This is a genomic window from Nostocoides sp. (assembly GCF_037045025.1).
Classification (GTDB): Bacteria; Actinomycetota; Actinomycetes; order Actinomycetales; family Dermatophilaceae; genus Nostocoides_A.
Window position 1 is genome coordinate 310710 of record NZ_JBAOHM010000009.1, and the last position, 19853, is coordinate 330562.

The 19853-nt window shown below is 70.0% G+C and carries 16 protein-coding genes; 13 read left to right on the forward strand and 3 right to left on the reverse strand.

The genetic code is table 11. The features are described from left to right. Nucleotides 1-28 precede the first annotated feature (28 nt). From V9G19_RS10510 to V9G19_RS10540, 7 genes are read left to right on the forward strand one after another with little or no spacing between them, the layout of a single operon-like run. Nucleotides 29-1360 carry an MFS transporter gene (locus V9G19_RS10510; RefSeq protein ID WP_462285417.1) on the forward strand — a complete coding sequence of 444 codons (1332 nt, stop codon included), beginning with the start codon at nt 29-31 and terminating at the stop codon, nt 1358-1360. A gap of 28 nt (nt 1361-1388) precedes the next feature. After that, on the forward strand, nt 1389-2543 hold the full coding sequence (locus V9G19_RS10515; RefSeq protein WP_462285418.1) for a cupin domain-containing protein: 1155 nt from the start codon (nt 1389-1391) through the stop codon (nt 2541-2543). Then, nucleotides 2540-3382: a fumarylacetoacetate hydrolase family protein gene (locus V9G19_RS10520; RefSeq protein WP_462285419.1), complete on the forward strand. Its 843-nt coding sequence runs from the start codon at nt 2540-2542 to the stop codon at nt 3380-3382. Before V9G19_RS10515 ends, V9G19_RS10520 begins: the two co-directional genes overlap by 4 nt. A gap of 11 nt (nt 3383-3393) precedes the next feature. Then, on the forward strand, nt 3394-4149 hold the full coding sequence (locus V9G19_RS10525) for a maleylpyruvate isomerase family mycothiol-dependent enzyme (RefSeq protein ID WP_462285420.1): 756 nt from the start codon (nt 3394-3396) through the stop codon (nt 4147-4149). Nucleotides 4150-4198: 49 nt separating this feature from the next. Beyond that, a complete protein-coding gene (locus tag V9G19_RS10530) occupies nt 4199-4933 on the forward strand; it encodes an FAD-dependent oxidoreductase (protein WP_462285421.1) in 735 nt (244 codons plus the stop codon). Beyond that, entirely contained in the window at nt 4881-5543 is a 663-nt protein-coding gene (locus V9G19_RS10535) for an FAD-dependent monooxygenase (protein ID WP_462285422.1), read from the forward strand. The genes V9G19_RS10530 and V9G19_RS10535 overlap by 53 nt, the downstream gene beginning before the upstream one ends. A gap of 48 nt (nt 5544-5591) precedes the next feature. Continuing rightward, the gene (locus V9G19_RS10540; protein WP_462285423.1) at nt 5592-7178 is read left to right on the forward strand and encodes an acyl-CoA synthetase; all 1587 of its coding nucleotides are present in this window, start codon (nt 5592-5594) and stop codon (nt 7176-7178) included. Here V9G19_RS10540 and V9G19_RS10545 read toward each other — a convergent pair. After that, the gene (locus V9G19_RS10545; RefSeq protein WP_462285455.1) at nt 7111-7584 is read right to left on the reverse strand and encodes a DUF1877 family protein; all 474 of its coding nucleotides are present in this window, start codon (nt 7582-7584) and stop codon (nt 7111-7113) included. The two genes, V9G19_RS10540 and V9G19_RS10545, sit on opposite strands and share 68 nt — an antisense overlap. 139 nt (nt 7585-7723) lie before the next feature. Here V9G19_RS10545 and V9G19_RS10550 point away from each other — a divergent pair, with 139 nt between their 5' ends. The 6 genes from V9G19_RS10550 to V9G19_RS10575 all read left to right on the forward strand — a co-directional run bounded on the left by V9G19_RS10550 (nt 7724) and on the right by V9G19_RS10575 (nt 17476). Next, nucleotides 7724-8449: an ABC transporter ATP-binding protein gene (locus tag V9G19_RS10550; RefSeq protein WP_462285424.1), complete on the forward strand. Its 726-nt coding sequence runs from the start codon at nt 7724-7726 to the stop codon at nt 8447-8449. 3 nt (nt 8450-8452) lie between these two features. Further along, the gene (locus V9G19_RS10555; RefSeq protein WP_462285425.1) at nt 8453-11281 is read left to right on the forward strand and encodes an FtsX-like permease family protein; all 2829 of its coding nucleotides are present in this window, start codon (nt 8453-8455) and stop codon (nt 11279-11281) included. 291 nt (nt 11282-11572) lie between these two features. Continuing rightward, nucleotides 11573-12661: a pyruvate dehydrogenase (acetyl-transferring) E1 component subunit alpha gene (gene pdhA / locus V9G19_RS10560; protein WP_462285426.1), complete on the forward strand. Its 1089-nt coding sequence runs from the start codon at nt 11573-11575 to the stop codon at nt 12659-12661. 1 nt (nt 12662) lies between these two features. Then, nucleotides 12663-13634, forward strand: coding sequence for an alpha-ketoacid dehydrogenase subunit beta (locus V9G19_RS10565; protein WP_462285427.1), 972 nt, complete (start codon nt 12663-12665; stop codon nt 13632-13634). A gap of 11 nt (nt 13635-13645) precedes the next feature. Then, nucleotides 13646-15298, forward strand: a complete 1653-nt coding sequence (locus V9G19_RS10570) for a dihydrolipoamide acetyltransferase family protein (RefSeq protein WP_462285428.1) — start codon at nt 13646-13648, stop codon at nt 15296-15298. A 171-nt stretch (nt 15299-15469) separates the two neighbouring features. Then, complete coding sequence (locus tag V9G19_RS10575; protein ID WP_462285429.1) at nt 15470-17476, forward strand: PPC domain-containing protein; 2007 nt, start codon at nt 15470-15472, stop codon at nt 17474-17476. Between the two features lie 9 nt (nt 17477-17485). On the opposite strand, the gene V9G19_RS10580 is transcribed toward V9G19_RS10575, so the two are convergent. Then, nucleotides 17486-19261 (reverse strand): MDR family MFS transporter, encoded by a 1776-nt coding sequence (locus V9G19_RS10580; RefSeq protein WP_462285430.1) that lies wholly within the window; start codon nt 19259-19261, stop codon nt 17486-17488. Continuing rightward, complete coding sequence (locus V9G19_RS10585; RefSeq protein WP_462285431.1) at nt 19258-19806, reverse strand: MarR family winged helix-turn-helix transcriptional regulator; 549 nt, start codon at nt 19804-19806, stop codon at nt 19258-19260. Before V9G19_RS10585 ends, V9G19_RS10580 begins: the two co-directional genes overlap by 4 nt. Nucleotides 19807-19853 lie beyond the last annotated feature (47 nt).

A 19853-nucleotide genomic window follows, 5' to 3' on the forward strand; every position in this document is an offset into this window, starting at 1 on the left:
ATCGTGGGACACTGCCACACTAAGTGACATGACCGCTAATCTCACCGCCGAGAGCCAGGCCCGCACCACCCTGCGCCGCCCCGCGTGGCTCGTCATCTTGCTGTGTTGGTCGATCGTCGTCTTCGACGGTTATGACCTCATCGTCTATGGCACGACCTTGCCGTCGATCATCAAGGAACCCGGCTGGAACCTGACCGCCGCCACCGCCGGCTTCATCGGCTCCCTCGCCTTCGCCGGTATGCTGATCGGCGCCCTCGGGGCCGGCGCGCTCGCCGACCGCTTGGGGCGGCGACGCACGATCTTGTGGTCGACGTTTTGGTTTTCCCTGTTCACCGCCCTGTGCGCCTGGGCCCCAAACCGCGAGGCGTTCGGCGTGCTGCGGCTACTCGCCGGCATCGGCCTCGGCGGCCTGGTCCCCTCGGCCAACGCGCTGACCGCGGAATTCGTCAAGAAGGCCCACCGGTCGGCGGTCGCGACGATCATGATGTCCGGTGTCCCGATCGGCGGCACGATCGCGGCCCTCCTCGGCCGGGAGGTCATCGCCGCCCACGGCTGGCGCTGGATGTATGCCGTTGCCGTCCTGGCCGTCGTCGTCCTCCTCCCGCTGTGCTACGTCGCGCTGCCGGAGAGCCCCACCTGGCTGCGCTCCCGGGGCCGGATCGAGGAGGCCAAGCAGATCGAGGCGACGTATGCCGTTGACCACGCGCTGGATGAGACCACCGAGGAGCACCCGACCGGTTTCGGAGCCATCCTGCGCGCCCCCTGGCTCGCCGCGTCCGTGATGTTCGCCGTCGCCACCGTGGCAACCTTGTTCGCGTGGTACGGCCTGGGCACCTGGCTGCCGAAGCTGATGGGCAGCGACGACCGGTTCGATATGGGCAACCCGCTCAACTTCCTCATCGCCCTCAATATCGGCGCCGTCATCGGGTCCTTCGTCACCGCCTGGGCCGGCGTCCGCTTCGGACCGCTGCGCTCGGCGATCGCCGCCGCCGCGCTCGCGGCCGTCGGGCTCGCCTACCTGCTGACCTATCCCGGCACCGTCACCCCGATCTATGCCGCGCTGATCCTCGCCGGCGTCGGCACCCACGGCACCCAGTGCCTGATCATCGCGGCCGTCGCCAGCCATTACCCGCCGGCGCTGCGCGGCACGGCGCTCGGCTTCGCCCTCGGCATCGGCCGGATCGGCGCCGTCCTCGCCCCGCAGGTCGGCGGCTGGCTGCTCGCCGCGAACCTCGGCGTCGGCAGCAACTTCATCGCCTTCTCGGTCGCCGCCGCCCTCGCCGCGATCCTGCTGCTGGCCACCCTCGTGGTCACCAAGCCGTCGACCGACCGGCCTACCGAACCCGTTCTCGCCCACTGATAACCGCCAGGAACCCTAAGGAGTCGCCATGACCGCACCGACTGTCTCACCCGTGAGCCTCACCGCCGTCGACGGACCCGGCCAGCCCGTGGTCACCCCCGAGCTCGAAGACCTCTACCGCGGCTTCGAGAAGGAACTCCTCGTCCCGCTGTGGACCGAGATCGGCGACCTGATGCCGCCCCACCCGCGCAGCAAGGCCCAGCCGCACCTGTGGGAATGGACCAAGCTGCTTGAACTCGCCGGCCGCGCAGGGAATTTGGTCCCCGTTGGCCGGGGCGGGGAGCGCCGGGCGATCGCCCTGGCCAACCCGTCGCTCGGCGGCAAACCCTATGCCTCCCCGACCCTGTGGGCCGCGATCCAGTACCTCATGCCGGGCGAGGACGCGCCGGAGCACCGGCATACCCAAAATGCGTTCCGCTTCGTGGTGGAGGGCGAAGGTGTGTGGACGGTCGTCGAGGGCGACGGCATACCGATGCGCCGTGGTGACTTCCTCCCGCAGGCGGGATGGAACTGGCACGCCCACCACAACGCGGCCAGCGCCCCGATGGCCTGGATCGACGGACTGGACATCCCCTTCCAGTATGAGGTGGAGTCGCAGTTCTTCGACTTCGGCCGGGATGAGATCTCCGAGGCCGAGCACGCGACCCCCGACCGCTCCCGCAGCCAGCGCCTGTGGGGCTACCCCGGCATCGCGCCGGTCAGCGCCATCGGGTCGACCGCAGGCAGCCCGCTGCTGAGCTACCGCTGGGAGAACACCGACCGGGCGCTGGCCGACCAGTTGCTGCTGGAGAAGGAGGGCTTCGGCGGCACCGTCGAGCCCGGCCATGCGGCGATCCGGTTCACCAACCCGACCAACGGCGCCGATGTGCTGCCGACGATCCGCACCCAGTTCCACCGCATCGCCCGCGGCGTCGAGACCGCGCCGGTCCAGACCACCGGCTCGTCGGTCTACCAGGTCTTCGACGGCGCCGGCCGGGTCACCGTCGGCCAGTTCTCCTGGAGCGTATGCCGCGGCGACATGTTCGTCGTCCCGTCCTGGCAGCCGCTGTCGATCGTCAGCGAGGCCTCCGGCTCCGACTCCGACTCGGGTGCGCTCGACCTCTTCGAGTTCAACGACGCCCCCCTCTTTGAGAAGCTCAACCTCTATCGCACCCACACCCTCACCGCAGGAGACCCCTCATGAAGCTGGCCACCATCCGCCTCGCCGACCGCACCACGGCCGTCCGCCTCGACGGCGAGGACCTGGTCGACCTCGGGGTGAGCGACGTCGGCGCCCTTCTCGCGCAGCCCGATTGGCGCGAGCTCGCCGAGTCCGCCGACGGCGAGCGGTATGCCGCTGCTGACGCCGACTTCGCCACGCTCGTCCCCAACCCGAGCAAGGTCGTGTGTGTGGGCCTGAACTACAAGACCCACATCCAGGAGATGGGACGCGACCTGCCCGAATACCCGACGCTGTTCTGCAAGTTCGCCGACACCCTGATCGGCGCGGGCGATGAGATCCAGCGCCCGGCCGAGACCGAGGAATTCGACTGGGAGGTCGAGCTGGCCGTCGTCATCGGCGCCCCGGCCCGCCGCGCGTCTGGCGCCGACGCCGAGGCGGCCATCGCCGGCTTCACCGTCCTGAACGACATCACCTGCCGCGACTGGCAGTTCCGCACCCGCGAATGGCTGCAGGGCAAGAACTGGGACGCGACGACTCCGGTCGGCCCCTACCTGGTCACCCCCGACGAGTTGCCCGGCGGCGTCCGCCCGGCCCTTGCGGTCAGCTGCACCGTCGACGGCCAGGTCATGCAGCAGGACAACACGAGTGACCTGCTCTTCGACCCGGTCCACCTCGTCGAATACTGCTCGACGATGATCCGGCTCAACCCCGGCGACCTGATCGCCACCGGCACCCCCGGCGGCGTCGGTCACGCCCGCAAGCCCCCGGTCTATCTGCAGGCCGGCCAGAGCGTGATCACCGAGATCGACGGCCTCGGCCGCCTCGAGAATGTCGTCGTCGCCGACGGCGGATCGGTATGACGCAGATCGGTATGACGCAGCCCTCGTCCCCGGCTGGCACCGGCAGCTCCCCCGACGCGCGGTCCCTGGCCGACGCCCGCGCCTGGGTCGCCGCTGGAGAGGACCTGTGCCGCACCGCGATCCAGGGATTCGACGAGTCCGACTGGGCCGCCCCCTCGGGGCTGCCCGGCTGGACGCGCAAGCACCTCGGCGCCCACCTCGCCGCCAACGCTGACGCGGTCGGCAACCTCATCCACTGGGCGGCGACCGGAGAGCAGACCCCGATGTACTCCTCCCCGGAGCAGCGGAACGCCGACATCGAAGCCGGGGCCGGCAAGCCGGGGGAGGCGCTGGCCGCGTGGTTCGACCGTTCGGCCGGGGCGCTGGAGAACGCCATGGACGCGCTCACCGACGAGCAGTGGACCCACGAGGTCGTCACCGCCCAGGGCCGGACCGTCCCCGCGAGCGAAACCCCGTGGATGCGCGCCCGCGAGACGTGCGTGCACGCGGTCGATCTCGCCACCGGCGTGACCTTTTCGGACTTGCCGGCCGGCTTCCTCGCCGCCCTCGCCGCCGACATCGCCGCCAAGCGATCCGCCGGCGCGGGCCCGGCGCTCGTCGTGACCGCCACCGACGCCGGCCGGAGCTGGACGGTCGCCGGCGACGGAAACCCGGTCGAGGTGCGCGGCCCGCTGGCCGATGTCACGGCATACCTCGCCGGCCGCGACCACGCGCCGCTGATCGGCGCGACCGGCGAGCCCTCCCCGACCATCGGGCCGTGGCTCTGAACTCGACCCCACGAACGTCTACGCTCCACCGACCTGAGGAGAACCTGCCATGACCACGTCGTCCGCCCCAACCTCCCGCCCGGACGTCATCGTCGTCGGCGGCGGCATCGGCGGCCTGGGAGCGGCATACGCCCTCTCCCGCAAAGGTCTTCGCGTGCGGCTGCTGGAGCGCGCGAACGCCTTCGGCGAGGTCGGCGCCGGCCTGCAGATCGCCCCGAACTGCACCCGCATCCTCGACGATCTTGGGCTGCTCGACGAGGTCAAGAGCCTCGGTGTGCTGCCCGACCGGATGGTGATGAAGGACGCCGTCGACGGCGGTGAGCTGACCAGCCTGGACCTGCGCGACCTCGAGCGCCGCTACGGCTTCCCCTACATGGTCATCCACCGCAGCGACCTGCACAGTGTGCTGCTGCGGGCGTGCGAGCGGGCGGGGGTCGAGTTGTTCACCGGCCAGCAGTGCTTCGCCTATGAGAACAGCGAGCGCGGCGCGCGGGCGGTCTTCGCCGACGGCCACATCGAGGAGGCCGAGGTCGTCATCGCCGCCGACGGGCTGCACTCGGTCGCGCGCAAGCTGCTCGTCGACGACCAGCCGGTCAACTCGGCATACGTCGCCTATCGCGGGGCGATGCCGATGGAGACCGTCGCCGCGCACGACATCAGCAGCCGACGAGGTCGTGGTGTATGTCGGTCCGCGCTGCCACTTTGTGCAATACCCGCTGCGCGGCGGGGAGATGTTCAACCAGGTCGCCGTCTTCGAGTCTCCCAAAGCCCTTGCCGGAGTTGAGGACTGGGGAACCCCCGACGAGATGGATGCCGCCTTCGAGGGCACCTGCGCGCAGGTCCAGGAGGGGCTGCCACTGATGTGGCGCGACCGCTGGTGGCGGATGTTCGACCGCAACCCGATCAGCAACTGGGTCCACGGCCGGATCGCGCTGCTCGGCGACTCCGCCCACGCGCCGCTGCAATACATGGCCCAGGGCGCCGTCATGGCTCTCGAGGACGGCTGGGTGCTCGCCGAGCACGCCGGCGCCCAAGGCGTCGACCGCTCCGAGGACGGCACCGGCATCGACTGGGAGAGCGTGCTCGCGGCATACAACGCCGTGCGGCCCGAGCACTGCAAGCGGGTCGTCCAGACCGCCCGCGCCTGGGGCGAGTTGTGGCACGTGGACGGCGTGAAGCGATTGCAGCGCAACGCGATCCTCTCGGCGCGCAAGGTCGACGACTACTCCTTCGTCGACTGGATCTATGGCGCGACCGCGCTCACCCCGGACCAGGAGCCGCCGCTCTACACCACGGTCGCGCTGGACTCCGTCGCGGTCGGTGACGGCGAACCCGATCACACTCCCTGGCCGAGCGCGGCCGGTGGCGATATCGTCCCGACCAAGAAGACCTGACGGTCGCGGGACGCCGTCCACCCAAACCGGCCACAGCGAGGATTGATCATGAGCCTGGGACACGAGGCCAACTCCGGCCATCATGTCGATGTCAGCCCGGCAGCGGGATTGGCCAAGAATGCCGCGACCACCCCGGACCACGTGGCGGTGATCTACCCCGGTGGAGACCTCACCTACGCACAACTTCAGGACCGGGTCCAACGGCTCGCGACCGTCCTCGCCGACGGCCTCGTGGGCGTGGGCGACCGGGTCGCCTATGTGGGCCTGAATTCGCCGACCTTCCTCGTCACGATGTATGCCGCCTTCCGGCTGGGCGCGATCTTCGTCCCGGTGAACTTCCGCCTGGCTGGTCCCGAACTGTCCCGGATCCTGTCCGCGAGCGGCGCCGTCACCCTGATTGCGGAGGAGGGCCATCGCGCCGAGGTGGATCGGGTCCGCGACCAGACGCAGGTCCGGCGCTTCCTGCTCGTCGACGACGACCCGGCGATCCCCGTGGAGGCCGAGGGCGAAATTCCCGGGTGGGAACGGTGGCAACCGCTCCTGGAGGCGGCGCAGCCCGCAACGACCTACCACTCGCGGGATATGGATGATCCGGCGATCCTGATGTTCACCTCCGGCACGACCGGCCTGCCGAAGGGCGTCATCCTCACCCACGGCAACATCTTCTGGAATCAGGTCAACGTCGACAGCCGCGTCGACACCCTGCGTGGGGACGTGACCTACTGCGCCGCACCGATCTTCCACATCGGCGCCCTCAACTCCTTCCTGTTGCGGACGATTTCCCGGGGTGGCACCGCCGTCCTGCGTCGCGTCTTCGACCCCGCCGAGATGCTCGCCGATCTGGTCGAGCTCAAGGTCAACTCGATGTTCGGCGTGCCGGCGATGTTTGCCGCCCTCGTCCGCGTCCCCGGGCTGTGGGCTGCCGACCTGTCGCACGTGCGCGGCATCATCGTCGCCGGTGCGCCGGTCCCACCCTCGCTCGTCCACACGTTCGCAGAGCATGGCGTGCTGCTCCAGCAGGCCTGGGGCCTCACCGAGACGGCGCCGTTCGCCACCCACCTTCCCGCCGAGTGGACGATCGAGAAGATCGGCTCGGCCGGCATCGCGATGCCGCACACGCAGGTCACGGTCCTCGACCTGGAAGGCAACCCCGCCGAAACCGGTGTCTCCGGCGAGATCCTGGTGCGCGGGCCGAACGTCACTCCCGGCTACTGGGAGAACCCACAGGCCACAGCGGCCGCATTCACTGCCGACGGCTGGTTCCGCTCCGGCGACATCGGGTATCTCGACGACGACGGCTGCCTGTTCATCGTCGACCGGCTCAAGGACATGATCATCACCGGCGGGGAGAACGTCTATCCGGCCGAGGTGGAGCGCGCGTATGCCGACATGCCCGGCGTCGTCGACATTGCCGTCGTCGGGATGCCGGATGAGAAGTGGGGCGAGGCCGTCGTCGCCGTGCTCACGCTCGCCGAGGGCGTTGAGGTGGACCTGGAGCAGGTGCGTGCCTTCGGCAGTGAACGCCTGGCCCGCTACAAGCTGCCCTCGCGCATCGAGACGGTCACCCTCATGCCGCGCAACGCCTCCGGGAAACTCGACAAGCTGACGATCCGCAGGATCGTCGGGCAGGAGTGAACTCCTCCTGACCGGCGGTCCCGATCCCGCCGCTCCGAGGGCGGCACCGGCGGGGATAAACCTCGGCGTCCTCGGCGGCGCTCGGATCGAGGTCGTCGCCGAAGGTTGCCGGGTCGATCCTCGCCATTGCCGCCGCGACCGCGGCAACCCGGTCGACGGTCAACACCCGGGCCGGGCCATAGCCGAGGTCGTCACCAACCTGCCGGCCGCCGAAGATCGCATCGGAAAGGACGTCCCCGGTTGGCTCGGCCGAACCGGTCAGTAGCCAGTGGATGCCGTGCCACGCCTTATCGAGGTCGACCGAGGGTGCGTCGTCGTCGGACTCCAGGAGGGCGGCGAAGCCGTCGGGGTACTCGGCCAGTTGCCGCAGTTCGGCCTCGTCGCGGCAATACCCAACCCAGATCATGCCCACCTGCCGGACCCTATCGCCGGCGAGAGGGGGGCAACCGGTCGTTGACCGGCGGTCATACCCGGTATATGCTGCGACATACTCGGTATTGCAACCGACTCGACCGCCAGCAACCCGACCACGCAGGGGCCTCACGATGACCGCACCGATCCTCAAACTCGTCGATGTCCACCGCACCCACGGTGAGGGAGAGACCGCGGTCCACGCGCTGCGCGGGGTCAGCCTGGAGGTCGCTCCCGGCGAACTGGTAGCGGTCATGGGCCCGTCCGGGTCGGGCAAGTCGACGCTGCTCAACCTCGCCGGCGGCCTCGACAAGGCCACCAGCGGGCAGGTGTTCGTCGAGGACGCCGAGATCGGCTCCCTCAACGCCGCCCAACTTGCTGCCTTGCGCCGCCGCCGGGTCGGCTTCGTCTTCCAGGACTTCAACCTGATCCCGTCGCTGACCGCCGGCGAAAACGTCGCCCTGCCGCTGGAACTCGACGGCACCTCACCGCGACCCGCCCGCCGGCTGGCCAAGGCGGCCTTGGACCTGGTCGGGTTGAGCGAGCTGATCGACCGCTTCCCCGACAAGATGTCCGGTGGGCAACAGCAGCGAGTGGCGATCGCCCGGGCCCTGGTCGGCGACCGTCGCCTCGTGCTCGCCGACGAGCCGACCGGCGCCCTCGACTCCCACACCGGCGAAGGCGTGCTGCGCGTGCTGCGCGAGCGCTGCGACTCCGGCGCGGCCGGGCTGCTCGTCACCCATGAGGCGCGGCACGCTGCCTGGGCCGACCGCGTGGTCTTCCTGCGCGACGGCGTGGTCGTCGACACCACCGGCAACGCCAGCGAGATCGACGACCTGCTCGTCGGATCGGGGCACTGAGCGATGACCACCACAACCACGCGGCCACCGGCGGCCGCCGCCACGCCGACGCCGCCCGAGCGCCGCGGCGGCGGCCGGCTTGGCCGGTGGCGCAACAGCTGGCGGGTCTCGCTGACGATGGCTCGTCGCGACGCCCGCCGCTACCGGGGCCGCAGCGCGCTCATTGTCGTCATGGTCGCCCTCCCGGTGGCCCTCATCGTCGGCGGCCTGACCTTCGGCGCCACCTCGAACATCTCGTCCCGAGAACAACTGCCGTCCCGGCTCGGCAATGCCGCCGCCGTGATCGACTCGATCAGCGAGGACGTCGTCGTCCAGGGCGCGGATGGCAGCTACGGCTTCGGCGGCTCGGGCGAGAAACCCAAGAAGGCAACCACAATCCCCGGCTACGACCGGAATGCGCCGGCCGCCGAGCAGGCGGCCGCGATCAGCCGGCTCGTCGGCGGCCCGGTCGCGGTCATCCAGACCGGGGATTTCCGCTGGACTGCCGGTGAGCGCCGCCCCTACGGATCCGTTGTCTTTCTCGACCCCAAGGTCGACTACGGCGCCAAGGCGCGGCTGACCTCTGGACGCTGGCCGACGAGCAATGCGGAGGTCGCGGTCACGCCCCTGGGCGAGCGCGAGGGGCTGCCCTCCTCGGGGACGATCGAGCTGAAGCTCGGCGACGAGAAGGAGGTCGTCACCGTCGTCGGCGTCGTGGACGCCCGGGACAGCAATATCGGTATGCCGCACCTGGTCACCACCGCCCCCTGGGTCGCCGACCGCGTCTGGCAAACCACCTTCTTGATCATGCGGCCGACCCCGGTGCTGTGGCCGGAGGTGCGCAAACTCAACGGCTACGGGCTGGCCGTCACCAGCAGGGCGGTTGTCGAGAACCCGCCGTCGCCGGCCGAACTCCCGGCCGAGGCGCAAACCCCGCAAGGTGAGGACGTCGCCGCCATGCGCCTGGCCGCGGCCATGCTCGGCGCGCTACTGTTCGTCATCACCGCCCTGCTCGTCGGACCGGCCTTCGCGGTCAGCGCCGGCCGGCAGCGGCGCTCGCTCGCCCTGGCCGCCAGCAATGGCGCCGAGACCCGCCAGCTGCGCCGCTCCGTCCTGGCCTCGGCCGTCGTCCTCGGCGCGCTCGCCGTCGTCATCGGTGCCGCGGCGGGGATCGCCGTGGCCGCGGCGGGCGCGGGATACTGGCGCAGCAGCCGGCCGTGGACGACGCTATTCGGTCCCACCGACATCCCGTGGATCGCCGTCATTATCGTTGCCGCCTGCGCGATCCTCGCCGCCCTCACCGCCGCGCTCATCCCGGCGCTGCGCCTCGGGCGCCTCGACATCGTCGGGGTCATGAAGGGCCAGAACGTCTCCCCGCCGCACAGCCGCAAACTGCCGGTCGTCGGCCTCGTTCTCTTCCTCATCGGCAGCGCCGGCGCGTTCTATGCGGTGACCGCCAACTCACCGGTCGGGGCGGTCGTCGCCATCCTCGGCCTGTTCATCGGCCCCCTGCTCTGTATTCCGATCCTGCTGGTCTGGGCGGGCCGGCTCGCCGCCCGCTTCCCGGCCGCGGTGCGGATGGCTACCCGCGATGCCTCCCGCCAACGCCACCGCTCGGTGCCAACCGTAGCGGCGGTCATGGCGGGCGCCGCTCTGCTCGCGACCTTCGCCGTCGCCTATGCCAGCTCCACGAAATTCGAGGCCCGGCAATACCAGCCACGCACCATCGCCGGCGAAGGAACAACATATGTCGGCGACAAGGAGTCCCGAGCCGAACTCGAGGGGATCATCGCCGCCAACGCCCCGACGTGGAAGCTGGTGCCGGAGTATGCCGTCAGCATCGACTACGCCAACACCTCCGACACTGCGCCCACGACCGGGCCCTTCCTCAGCGTGCTCGCCAAGGGTTGCACCCCCGCCGACACGATGCCCGGCTACTCGGGCCAAGCAGACCCGTATGCCGACCGGACCTGCCTGAAGGCCGGCAGCGTCGGGGGACCGGCCCGCAGCGGCCTGCTGGTCCTCCCCGCGGCCGAGATCGTGCGCCGCCTGCAGCTCACCGGCGCCGACGCGCAAGCCGTCCGTGACGGCGCCATCCTCGTCGCCGATCGGGCCTGGATCTCCGGTGGGACCGTCCGGATCGCCTATGGCGAGGTGAAAGAGCCGGACACGCAGCAGCCGACAATCGCGACGTCGAAGACCGTCGATCTACCCGCCCTGCCCATCCCGGCGAGCCAGTATGCCCGCGGCGGCGTGGAGACCTACACCGGCCTGCTCATCCCTCAGGAGGTGACCAACCGCCTCGGGGTCCAAACCGTCAACGCCGCGATGCACATCTACGATCCGAACGGCCCGATCTCCCGCGACTCCGAAAAGAAGGTCGTCGAGCGGCTGAGCGCCGATGGCGGCATCGAGATCGAGCGCGGCTATCAATCGCAGAGCTTCCGGATCATGCTCATCGTCTTTGCCATCACCGCCTTCTTGCTGGTCACCGTCACGCTGATCAGCACCGCGCTGGCGTTGGCCGAGCAACAGTCGGACATGGGCACGCTCGCCGCGGTCGGGGCCACCAAGGGCACCCGCCGTCGCTTCGCCGCCGCCCAAGCCGCCACCGTCGGCCTGCTCGGAGTCGGGCTGGGCATCGTCATCGGCCTGGTCGCCGGGGTCGCCATCAGCTACCCATCCACGTCGTCGGGCTGGGATGAGGTGACCCAGCAGCAGATCACGCTGAGCCCGACGATCGGCATACCCGTGATCTGGCTGGCCAGCATCCTGATCGGTGTGCCGCTAATCGCTGCGGTCATCGCCGGTCTGTCGATCCGCAAGGCGCCCACCGTCACCCGCCGCGACTGACGTCGCCGCGACCGACACCGACCGCCGCGGCCGGGGTGTGCGCAGGGGGCGCACCCCGGCCGACGCGCTGCCACCGCGGCCGTGAGGACGGTAGGTTATGGCCCAACGCAACAGCGGGCGGGCACGACGTCGTGACCGCCAAGCCTGCCGCGACCAGCGCCGAGGTCGGAGATCCCGCGACGGTGCTGGGCAGCGGCCTGAGCGCCCCCGGGGTGACCCCTCGCGGGCAGGACGGAGTTGGCAGTGGATACGCAGGCCAGCAGCGGGCGTGCCCGCGATGGTGGACCCGACATGATCCAGCTCGTGACGCCCGAGGGCGAGCGAGTCCGGGGCACGGCATACGACGAGATCGCCGACGCGGTCAGCGACGAGCAGTTGCGCGGGTTTTATCGCGACATGGTGATCGTGCGCCGCTTCGACAACGAGGCGACCGCCTTGCAACGCCAGGGCGAACTTGGGCTGTGGGCGCCTTGCCTGGGGCAAGAGGCCGCCCAGGTCGGCTCCGGCCGGGCGCTGCAGGCACAGGACTTCGCCTTCCCGACCTATCGCGAGCACGGGGTCGCCTGGTGCCGCGAGGTGGATCCGCTCAACCTGCTCGGGATGTTCCGCGGCGTCCATAACGGCGGCTGGGATCCGTTCGAGAAGAACTTCCACCTTTACACGATCATCATCGGCGCGCAGACATTGCACGCGACCGGCTATGCGATGGGTGTCCAGCGCGACGGCGCGGTCGGCACCGGCGATCCCGACCGGGATACGGCCGTCATCACCTATTTCGGCGACGGCGCCAGCGCGCAGGGCGACGTCGCGGAGGCGTTCGTCTTCGCCGGCGTCAACAACGCCCCGGTCGTCTTCTTCTGCCAGAACAACCAGTGGGCGATCAGCTCGGCCAACGAGATCGAGATGCGCGCGCCGATTTATCAGCGTGCCGCGGGATACGGCTTCCCGGGCGTGCGGGTCGACGGCAACGACGTTCTCGGGACGTATGCCGTGACCAAGGCCGCCCTCGACGCCGCCCGCGAGGGCCAGGGGCCGGCGCTCATCGAGGCGTTCACCTATCGGATGGGCGCGCACACCACCAGCGACGACCCGACCAAGTATCGGGTCCTCGCGGAGGTGGAAGTGTGGAAACACCGCGACCCGATCGCCCGGCTGCGCAGCCTATTGCAACGCGAATACGGCGTCGACGCCGACTTTTTCGCGGCCTGCGACGCCGAGGCGGCCAACTTCTCCGCCGATCTGCGCGAGCGCTGCCTGGCGCTGCCCGACCCGACACCGGGGTCGATGTTCGATCATGTGTATGCCGCCGATCACCCGGTCATGGCGGCCGAGCGCGCCGCCCTGCTTGCCTACCTCGACAGCTTCGAAGGAGCGCACTGAGATGGCGACGATGACGATGGCCAAGGCGCTCAACTCCGGCCTGCGCGCGGCCATGGACAAGGACCCAAAGGTCGTGCTGATGGGGGAGGACATCGGCAAACTCGGCGGCGTCTTCCGGATCACCGAGGGCCTGCAGAAGGACTTCGGCCAGGACCGGGTGATCGACACCCCGCTCGCCGAGGCCGGGATCGTCGCCACGGCGATCGGCTTGGCGCTGCGCGGCTACAAGCCGGTCGTGGAGATCCAGTTCGACGGCTTCGTCTATCCGGCCTTCGACCACATCACCAGCCAGGTCGCCAAGCTGCACGCCCGTTCCCTCGGGAATGTCACCGTGCCGATGGTCATCCGCATCCCGGTCGGCGGCGGCATCGGCGCGGTCGAGCACCATAGCGAATCCAACGAGACCTACTTCGCGCACACCGCCGGCCTGCGGGTCGTCTCGTGCTCCAACCCCTCCGACGCCCACTGGATGATCCAGGAGGCCATCGAGCACCCCGACCCGATCGTCTTCTATGAGCCCAAGCGGCGCTACTGGGACAAGGGTGAGGTCACCGATGCACCCGAGCGGGATCTGTTCGCCGCCAACGTCATCCGTCCCGGCGCGGACGTCACGATCCTTGCCTATGGGCCGATGGTCCGCTCTTGCCTGCAGGCCGCCCAGGCCGCCGAGGAGGACGGCGTCTCGCTGGAGGTGATCGACCTGCGCTCGCTCACCCCGCTGGACACGCCGGCCATCTTCGACTCGGTGCGCCGCACCGGGCGGTGCGTCGTGGTCCACGAGGCATCGACCTTCCTCGGGCTCGGTGCCGAGTTGGCCGCCCAGATCCAGCAGGAGTGCTTCTACTCGCTGGAGGCGCCGGTGCTGCGCGTCGGTGGCTACAACCTCCCCTATCCGCCGAGCCGGCTCGAAGAGGATTTCCTGCCCGACCTCGACCGCGTCCTGGACGCCGTCGACCGCTCGCTCGCCCACTGAAGGAGAGAGCAATGACAGTGCGCGAGTTCCGCCTCCCCGACCCGGGTGAAGGGTTGACCGAGGCTGACATCGTCACCTGGCGGGTGGCCGTCGGGGATGTCGTCGCGGTCAACGACATCGTGGTCGAGATCGAGACCGCCAAATCGCTTGTCGAGCTGCCGATTCCGTATGCCGGGACCATCACCGCGCTGCTTGTCGACGAGGGCACCACGGTCGAGGTCGGCACCCCGATCATCGCCGTCGACGACGGTGTCGAGGACGGGTCCTTCCCCGGCGCTGCCAGCGGCGTAACCGTGGCCGGGGGCGGTGCCGACGCCGGTGACGTCGCCGATGGCGTGGCTGCGTCCCTGCAGGCCGGACCTGCAGGCGCAGCTACCGAACGCGACGACGGCGCCCCGCCGCGAGAGGAGGCGCTCGCCCAGGCCGCTACCGGGGACACCCCCGCCGGCGCGAGTGGGTCGACCGGCTCCAGCGGCGACGCGGCCGGCGAGCCCAAACGCACCCCGGTCCTTGTCGGCTACGGCGTCAAGGTGACCGAGGCCAAGCGCCGCCCTCGGCGCAAGGAGCAGCTCAAGCAGACGATCGCCCATCGTCCCGACGAAGAGGAACACGTCGACACCCAGGGCATCTCGGCCGGCCCCGGTGAACTCGTCGCCGAGCACTCGATGCACGTGCTGCGCGACCGCCGGCCGCTGGCGGAGCTGGCATATCCTTCGCCCGAGGCCGAGGCCAAGATCCGGGTGCTCGCCAAGCCGCCGGTGCGCAAGCTGGCCGCCGACCTCGGGGTTGACCTGGCCCGGGTCCGCGGCAGCGGCGAGGGCGGGATCGTCACCCGCGCCGATGTCGAATCGGCAGCGATCGGTTCCGTTGCCGTGCAGGCGAGCCCAGCTGCCGGGGTGCCGGGAGCGGGCAGCGAGCCGGGCGCGCCAGGCGGGGGAGCGGCATCCGGGCGTGGAGAGCAGCGCATCCCGATCAAGGGCGTGCGCAAGGTGACCGCTGCGGCCATGGTGGGGTCGGCGTTCACCGCTCCGCACGTCAGCGAGTGGGTGAGCGTCGATGTCACCGCCACGATGGAGTTGGTCGAGCGGCTCAAGCGGGACAAGGAGTTCAGCGGCGTCAAGGTCTCGCCGCTGCTCGTGCTCGCCAAGGCGATCTGCGTCGCGATCCGGCGCAACCCGGGGATCAACGCGACCTGGGACGAGCAGGCGCAGGAGATCGTCCAAAAGGGCTATGTCAACCTCGGGATCGCCGCGGCCACCCCGCGGGGGCTGCTCGTGCCCAACATCAAGGACGCCGACTTGCTCACGATGCGCGAGCTCGGCGCGGCGATCACCGCGCTCGCCGAGACGGCCCGCGCCGGCAAGACCCAGCCGGCCGAGATGAGCGGCGGCACGATCACGATCACCAACATCGGGGTGTTCGGGATCGACGCGGGCACCCCGATCATCAACCCCGGCGAGTCGGCGATCGTCGCCTTCGGCACGATCGCCCGGCGCCCCTGGGTGGTCGGCACCGGCGAGCAGGAGCGGATCGAGCCACGCTGGGTGACGACGCTCGCGGTGTCCTTCGACCACCGGCTGGTCGACGGGGAACTTGGCAGCCGGTTCCTTGCCGATGTCGCCGCCATCCTCGCCGACCCCGCCCGGGGGCTGGTTTGGGGCTGAGATCCACTCGATGCCGGAAGTCACGTTCGGTGCCGAGTTCTGTTTGACCGGGCAGAGCTGCCGCAGAGCTACACCCGCTTCCCCCAGCGATCGGATCGAGCGCTAGGTTCGGTATCACGGGCCGCGGCGACGGGCGCCGTGGCCGGTCAGCAGGGAGGATCACACATGCGCATGTCCGCTGCCGTGGCCGGGCTCGCCGCTCTCGGCGTCGTCATCGCCCCACTAGCCGTGGCCGGCCCACCGTCGCCGGCCGGCCCGCCGAGTTCGCTCGATCCACTACAGGCGCCGACCGGCGACCTGTCTCCACTCGACGAAGCGCGGTTGGCGCTCGGGCTCCAACTCGCCCCCTATGGCACCGGGCTGCAGGGCGCAAACCCCGTCCTGGGCTACCTGCCGTCGTTGCGGCACACCGACTTCCGCGCCTGGCGACAGGAATTGACCCGGCGCAGCGCCGCCCGGGCCGCCGACACGGCGCGGATGGACGCCGCGCGCGCCGCGGCCAGCCCGCAGGGCCGGCTGCAAACCCCCTTCGTCTACCGGGAGAAGGAGGCCCTGGGCATCGTTGGCGAGAATGACACGGTGTGGCGCGCGGAGAAGGTGAGCGCCTTCGGCCTGGGAACAGGCAAGCACAACCGGATGCTCGTGCGCGGCGACCTCGCCGACACCGCGCCGCCGACGCGGCGGCTGGCCACGCCCGTGGAGGACAACGGCTCGATATCGCTGGCCGCCGACACCCGCATCCGGGGCAATGCGCGGGTCCGGGTCACCGGAACGATTGGGGACGGCCCGCACGGGGCGAGCGGGGACACATCCGGCGACTTCGACTGGTTCTCGCTGCAGACCAAAGCCGGCGAGAGCATCACCGTCGATGCGAGTGGCACGCGCACCGAGAGCATTCTTGTCCTCGCCGACGCTGCCGGGACCGCGCTGGCGGTCGAGATTCCCTGGGCCGGCGGACAAGCGGGGCGGCCACTGATCTGCCGGCCGGCGCGAGCGGGCACCTACTACGTGGGGATCTGGCCGCTGGACGCCTTCCAACTCGACGTCTTCGACTCCGGCTCGGGCTCCGGCTCGACCCAGGCGCCCGGCGCCTACACCCTCAACATCGGCGCCTGGAAAGCCGATCGCGACGCCGTGCTCGTCAAGCTGCGCTCCGGCGATGTCCTCGGCACCTCGGTCGCCGGCAACGCGCGTGGGGTCGCGGTCCAGAAATGGGATGGGACCTATGTCGCCGCCACCGCCGACTCCGACTTCTCGAGTGCCTTCCCGCCGTCATCGCCCCTGCCAGGCGGCGGGAATGCGTCGGTGAGCTATGTCGCCGAGGAATCCGGCTGGTATGGCGTGATCGTCGACCGTGGCGCCGGGAGCTACGCGAACACGGTCGAGGTCTATCGACCCGGCGGGGAGTCCGACCCGCGCACGCGGGTGCAGAAGATCTATCTCGACTTCAACGGGGCGACGATCGACCCCTCGATCGTCCACGGCCCGCCCGGCACCGCGCACCTGTCGCCGCTGACGTCCTTCCTGCCCAAGTGGGGCCTGAACCCATCGCAGCTTGAGCCGCTGATGGCACAGATCACCCGGTCGGCAACCGAGAACCTCAAGGCGGACCTGATCGCGCACGGGCTCAACCCCAACGTCAAGGTGGAGATTGTCAACGGTTCGCGGATGCCGGACGACTTCGGCAAACCTGGCGTCTCCCGTGTCATCGTCGGGGGAACGATCGACGAGTGCGGCATTGAGACGATTGGGATCGCCCAATACATCGACCCGGGCAACTACAGCCGCACCGACACCGCCCTGGTTCTGCTGGACAAGCTGAGCGAGCCCGCCGTGGGCGTCGCGGACCCGCCGTCCTCGTTGAACGCCTACGTCCGGCCGAGCACCAACAAGGTGCGCTTTATCGGCACCGCGATCGGAAACGTCGTCAGCCACGAGGTCGGGCACTACATCGGCAACTGGCACACCAACAACGCCAACTCGGTGACCTCGCTGATGGACAGCGGCGGCGCCGGCTACTGGCGGATGTTCCAGGTCGGTCCCGACCTGATCCCGGGCACGGCGGACGACGGCGACACCGACTTCGCCACCGACCGCTTTTCGCTCGTCGAGGGGCTGTCCGGGGTGGAGGACACGCTCAACGTCTCGGCCTGGGCGTTCGCCGGCGGGCGGCGCTGACCCCTCGGGCTATTCGGCGACGATCGGCGCCTCACCCGGCGCCGGTCGTCGCAGCGAGATCTGCGGGATCATCCAGGTGACGACCACGCCGACCGCCATGACCGCCGCTCCCCAGAGGAAGACCACGTCCATCGCCTCGGCGAAGCCTTGCAGGAAGGGCTTGGCCAGGCGCGGGTCGAGGGAGGTGAGGAAGGAGGAGTCCTTCAGCACCGACGACGAGGCGCCGCCGGATTGCATCTCCCGCACGATCGCCGCGTTGGCGGGGTCGGCGAGCGCGGCCCGGAAATCGCTGGTCCCACGCGCCGCCGCCATCGCCGAGGCGATCCGGTCCGGCAACGCCGAGAACAGGATCGAGAGGAAGACCGCGGTGCCCAGGGTCCCGCCGATCTGCCGGGTGAAGGTGGCCGAGGCGGTCGCGATCCCCATGTCGCCGCGGTCGGCGGCGGCCTGGACGGCGAGCATGAGCGGCTGCATCATGAAGCCCATCCCGAGACCGAAGAGGACCATGACCGGCATCAGCTGCCACATCGGGGTGTCATAGCGCAGCCAGTGCAGGATGAGCAGCGCTGCGGCCAGGACCGGGGCACCGATCCGCAGGAACGGGCGGTAGCGGCCGGTGCGGCTGATCGTCTGCCCGCTGATGATCGAGCCCGCCATGATGCCGAGGGTCAGCGGCAGCAGCTGCAGGCCGGCCTCGGTCGGTGAGGAGCCCTTGACGATCTGCAGATACAGCGGCAGGCAGGCGATCCCGCCGAACAGCGCGATACCGAGCACGGTCGAGGCGATCGAGGAGATCCCGATCGTCTTGTTGGTGAACAGCCGCATCGGCAGCAGGGCCTCGTCGCCCATCCACCGCTCGATGAGGTGGAAGGCGATGACCCCCGCGGCCCCGATGAGATAGCAGGCGATGGCTCGCCCGGAACTCCAGCCCCATTCGCGGCCTTGCTCGGCGACGAGCAGGAGGGGCACCATCCCGATCGACAGCGCGACCGCGCCCCACCAGTCGATCCGGTGGTCCAGCCGCGTATGCCGCAAATGCAGGGTCCGGATGACGACGACGAGGGCGACGATCCCGATCGGGACGTTGACGAGGAAGACCCAGCGCCAGCCGGCGAGGCCGAGGAGACTGTCCATACCGGCGAAGAAGCCGCCGATGACCGGGCCGAGCACGCTGGAGGTGCCGAAGACCGCGAGGAAGTAGCCCTGGTATTTGGCCCGCTCCATCGGGGGCACGATGTCGCCGATGATCGCCAGCGCGAGGCTGAACAGGCCGCCGGCGCCGACCCCCTGGACGGCGCGATACACCGCCAGCGAGGTCATCGAGTGGGCCAGGGTGCACAGGATCGAGCCGAGGACGAAGATCGAGATCGCGGCGACGAAGAACTGCTTGCGGCCGTAAATGTCGGAGAGCTTGCCGTAGAGCGGCGTGACGATCGTCGAGGTGATCAGGTACGCCGTGGTCGCCCACGCCTGCCGGTCCAGCCCGTGCAGGTCGTCGGCGATCGTGCGGATCGCCGTCGCGACAATCGTCTGATCGAGGGCGGCGAGGAACATGCCGGTCATCAACCCGGTCAGGATCGTGACGATCTGCGCGTGGCTAAGCGGGGCCTCGGGGTGATCGTGGCCGGCCGCTGGGGGCAGGTCGGTCGCCGTGTCGCCCGCCGAGGCCGGGCTCGGCGACGCGTGGGCTGCGGGCGCGTGGTCGGTCGCGCGAGCGGGAGCGGGTGCCCCCTTGGGGCGCCGGTGCCGGCCGGGCTTGGGGCGGGTCGTGCTGGGGAGGTTCACGAAGGGTCCTTCACGAAGGGGGTGTCGTCATGGGCGGCGGCTGCGCGTCCGTGCTCGGCGCGGCGGGTCTCGACGGTGTCGCCGAAGCGGGTGAGCAGGTCGATCAGTTGGGTGACGTCGGCCGCGTCCCACTCGGCGAGCAGGTCGGCGAACCAGCCCTGGCGCTGCTCCTGCAACGCCCGCAGGGCCGCCTGCCCCTCGGCGGTGAGCGTGACCAGCTGGGCGCGCCGGTCGGCCGGGTCGGGGATGCGCCGGACGATCCCGTCCCGCTCCAGCCCAGAAACGTGGCGGCTGACCGTGGAGACCTCGAGGTGGGTTCGCTCGGCCAGCGCCGAGATCCGGATCGGGTCGCCGCAGAGGTTGAACAGCAGCGGATAGGCGTTCGCGTCGACCGCCCAGTGCGCGCGGGGGGCGGTCGTGCGAACCGAGCGGATCAGCTTGGCGACCCGCACCAGCTGATAGGCGAGCTCGTCCGGGGCGGACGGGAAGGCCGCGCCCTGCCGGGCCGGACACCCGCCCGCAGCCGGTGATTCAGTTGCTTGCACATGCAAATAATGCCGTCGGGTGGCGGGAGAGGCAAAACAGAGGCGAG

Coding starts and splice junctions, on each gene's coding strand:
- V9G19_RS10510 (WP_462285417.1), top strand. CDS start 29: ATGACCGCTAATCTCACCGCCGAGAGCCAGGCCCGCACCACCCTGCGC.
- V9G19_RS10515 (WP_462285418.1), top strand. CDS start 1,389: ATGACCGCACCGACTGTCTCACCCGTGAGCCTCACCGCCGTCGACGGA.
- V9G19_RS10520 (WP_462285419.1), top strand. CDS start 2,540: ATGAAGCTGGCCACCATCCGCCTCGCCGACCGCACCACGGCCGTCCGC.
- V9G19_RS10525 (WP_462285420.1), top strand. CDS start 3,394: ATGACGCAGCCCTCGTCCCCGGCTGGCACCGGCAGCTCCCCCGACGCG.
- V9G19_RS10530 (WP_462285421.1), top strand. CDS start 4,199: ATGACCACGTCGTCCGCCCCAACCTCCCGCCCGGACGTCATCGTCGTC.
- V9G19_RS10535 (WP_462285422.1), top strand. CDS start 4,881: ATGTTCAACCAGGTCGCCGTCTTCGAGTCTCCCAAAGCCCTTGCCGGA.
- V9G19_RS10540 (WP_462285423.1), top strand. CDS start 5,592: ATGAGCCTGGGACACGAGGCCAACTCCGGCCATCATGTCGATGTCAGC.
- V9G19_RS10545 (WP_462285455.1), bottom strand. CDS start 7,584: ATGATCTGGGTTGGGTATTGCCGCGACGAGGCCGAACTGCGGCAACTG.
- V9G19_RS10550 (WP_462285424.1), top strand. CDS start 7,724: ATGACCGCACCGATCCTCAAACTCGTCGATGTCCACCGCACCCACGGT.
- V9G19_RS10555 (WP_462285425.1), top strand. CDS start 8,453: ATGACCACCACAACCACGCGGCCACCGGCGGCCGCCGCCACGCCGACG.
- pdhA (WP_462285426.1), top strand. CDS start 11,573: ATGATCCAGCTCGTGACGCCCGAGGGCGAGCGAGTCCGGGGCACGGCA.
- V9G19_RS10565 (WP_462285427.1), top strand. CDS start 12,663: ATGGCGACGATGACGATGGCCAAGGCGCTCAACTCCGGCCTGCGCGCG.
- V9G19_RS10570 (WP_462285428.1), top strand. CDS start 13,646: ATGACAGTGCGCGAGTTCCGCCTCCCCGACCCGGGTGAAGGGTTGACC.
- V9G19_RS10575 (WP_462285429.1), top strand. CDS start 15,470: ATGTCCGCTGCCGTGGCCGGGCTCGCCGCTCTCGGCGTCGTCATCGCC.